We start from the raw sequence: 2,618 nt of genomic DNA on the forward strand, positions 1-2,618 counted from the left end.
ATGACCAGCGCACGCTATCTGGCCACCGCACTACTGGCGTTGGCGGCGATGTACGGCGTCTGGTCACTGCAACATGCGCAACCGCTGGCGGGGCTGCTGGCATTTGCCACCCCGCCGGTCTTGCTTGCGCTGGGGGCCCTGCGCCAGTGGCCACGCATTGGCTTTATCGCCGCAGTGTTTGCACTGTTGTGGTTCAGTCATGGTGTGATGTTGCTATGGGCCGCCCCCGCCAGCCGCGGCTGGGCCGCGGCTGAAACCTTGCTGGCGCTGCTGGTGATCCATGCCGCCTGCCTGCCCGGCTACCGCGCCCGTCGCGCCAAGCAGCAGGCTGCGCCGTGAATATCGACCCGCGCATGGCAGGCCTGCCGCAGGCCATCATCGCCACGGTGCATGCCGGTGCACGCGCCTTGCGTGATGGCGACCCACGCCGTGCCGAATCCCTGCTGCTGCAAGCCTGCCAACAGGCGGCAAACCATCCCGAGCCGCTGCGCTATCTGGCCATCGTGCAATTGCAAACGCGCCGCCCGGCGCTGGCGCAGACCAGCTTGCAACAGGCCTTGCGCATCCGCCCCGACGATGCCCAACTGCATAGCGACCTGGGTAGCGTGCAGGCAGCATTGGGCGATATCGACGCCGCGCTGGCCTGTTGGCAACACGCCACCACGCTGGACCCCAAGCATGCGATGGCGTGGTTCAACCTGGGCCGCAATCATCAGCAACTGGGCAATACCGATGCAGCGATTGCCGCCCTCAGCCAGGGCGTTGCACTGGCCCCGCAAGCCCTGCCACCCAGGATTTTGCTGGGCGATGCATTGGTGCATGCCGGCCGCTTTGACGAGGCGGCACAGCACTATCGCGCCGCGCTGGCCGTGCATCCAGCCTGTGGCGATGCGTGGCGCGGGCTGTCCAATATCAAAACCGTGGCACTGACCGAGACCGATGCCCGCGCCCTGCGCACGCAACTGCAGCGTCGCGAGAGTGCCGATACCGACAAGGTTGCGATGGGGCATGCGCTGGGCAAATTGGAAGAAGACCGTGGCCAGCACAGCGCCGCGCTGGCAGCATTTTCCGCGGCCAATGCGCTGCAACAGCGGCTGACACCGTGGAGCGCAGATGCCTTCACGCGCTTTGTGGAGCAGGCCCTGGCAACCAGCCAACAGCTGCCCGCACCGGTGGATCCGCACTTGGGTGAGGAGGTCATTTTCATCGTCGGGCTACCCCGCTCGGGCTCGACCTTGTTCGAGCAAATCCTCGCTGCACACCCTGATGTGGAAGGGGCCAGTGAATTGCCGGATTTGGGCATCGTGCTGCAACAAGAATCCCAGCGGCGCGGCATGCCGTACCCACAATGGGTGCCGCAAGCCAGTGCACAGGATTGGCAGCGCCTTGGCCAGGCCTACCTGCAGCGCACCGCACGCTGGCGCAAACACCACCCGCGCATGACCGACAAGCAACCGGACAACTGGAAACACGCCGGCATCCTGCGCGCCATGCTGCCCGGTGCCACCGTGATCGAGACCCGCCGCGACCCGCTGGAAACCGCGTGGTCGTGCTTCAAGCAGCAGTTCTACAGCCAACCACATTTCGCCAACACCTTGGCTGATATCGCAACCTACATGCAACACTGCCAACATGCGATGGATCGCTTCCGCGAACGCGACCCGACCCGCATCCATTTGCAGCATTACGAAGCCCTGCTGGATGCGCCGGAACCGCAGATCCGCGCACTGTTGGCGCATTGCGGGCTGCTATTCGATCCGGTTTGCCTCGCCTTCCATGAAAGCCCACGCAGCGTCCGCACGGCCAGCGCCGCGCAAGTGCGGCAACCCCTGCGCGCCACTGCAGCCCGTGCGCTGGCCTATGGCGCACTGCTCAATCCGTTATTGGCGCTGTTGGAAATGACGTCGCCGATGCTGTAAGCGCAGCCGTTTTGTCGGAAAATGGGCTTATGGACAATTTACTGATCGTCACCACCGGCGGCACCATCGACAAGATCTACTTCGACGACAAGTCGGACTACCAGATTGGTGACCCGCAAATCGGCATGATCCTGCGCGAGCTGGGGGTCACCTTCCGCTTCAGCGTCATTCCGATCCTGCGCAAGGATTCGCTGCACATCACCGATGCCGACCGCGAACTGATCCGCGCCACCATTGCCGCCCAGCCCACCCGGCATGTGCTGGTGACTCACGGCACCGACTCGATGGTGGCCACCGGCAAAGTGCTGCAAAGCATCCCCGACAAGACCATCGTGATGACTGGTGCGCTCAGCCCGGCGCGCTTTCGCGGCTCGGATGCCGAATTCAATATCGGTTGCGCGATTGGCGCGGTGCAATCGCTTCCCAGTGGCGTGTATATCGCCATGAACGGGCGTATTTGGGACCCCCTGAAAGTGCGCAAAAACGTGGAAGCCAACCGCTTCGAACCATTGGGCTGAGCTCTGCTGGCGCAACACAAGATCCCACCAGCCTGGCGGGATCGTGCAGTGACTGCACGTTGTATGCGTCCAAAAAAAGAACCCCGGCCGAAGCCGGGGTCCAAGATCAACACGTCACTACTGAGGGTTGATTAGTTGGTGCTGGTGGACAGCACCACACCACTGAATGCCGCGTATGCGT

General features: G+C 63.4%; 3 protein-coding genes. All 3 read left to right on the plus strand.

Annotated features, from left to right (window positions below; genetic code table 11):
• Nucleotides 1–339: DUF2069 domain-containing protein (locus tag QWB57_RS00540; RefSeq protein ID WP_288967855.1), on the plus strand; the 339-nt coding region annotated here is incomplete at its 5' end.
• Nucleotides 336–1,919, plus strand: a complete 1,584-nt coding sequence (locus QWB57_RS00545; protein WP_288967857.1) for a sulfotransferase — start codon at nt 336–338, stop codon at nt 1,917–1,919. The genes QWB57_RS00540 and QWB57_RS00545, both read left to right, overlap by 4 nt.
• A 29-nt stretch (nt 1,920–1,948) precedes the next feature.
• On the plus strand, nt 1,949–2,437 hold the full coding sequence (locus tag QWB57_RS00550; protein WP_288967859.1) for an asparaginase domain-containing protein: 489 nt from the start codon (nt 1,949–1,951) through the stop codon (nt 2,435–2,437).
• Nucleotides 2,438–2,618 lie beyond the last annotated feature (181 nt).

The sequence above is a fragment of the uncultured Thermomonas sp. genome, assembly GCF_937872235.1.
Lineage (GTDB): Bacteria > Pseudomonadota > Gammaproteobacteria > Xanthomonadales > Xanthomonadaceae > Thermomonas > Thermomonas beijingensis.

Bases quoted from the DNA above. Each gene is read 5' to 3' on its own strand.
- QWB57_RS00550 (WP_288967859.1), top strand. From the start codon at position 1,949: ATGGACAATTTACTGATCGTCACCACCGGCGGCACCATCGACAAGATC.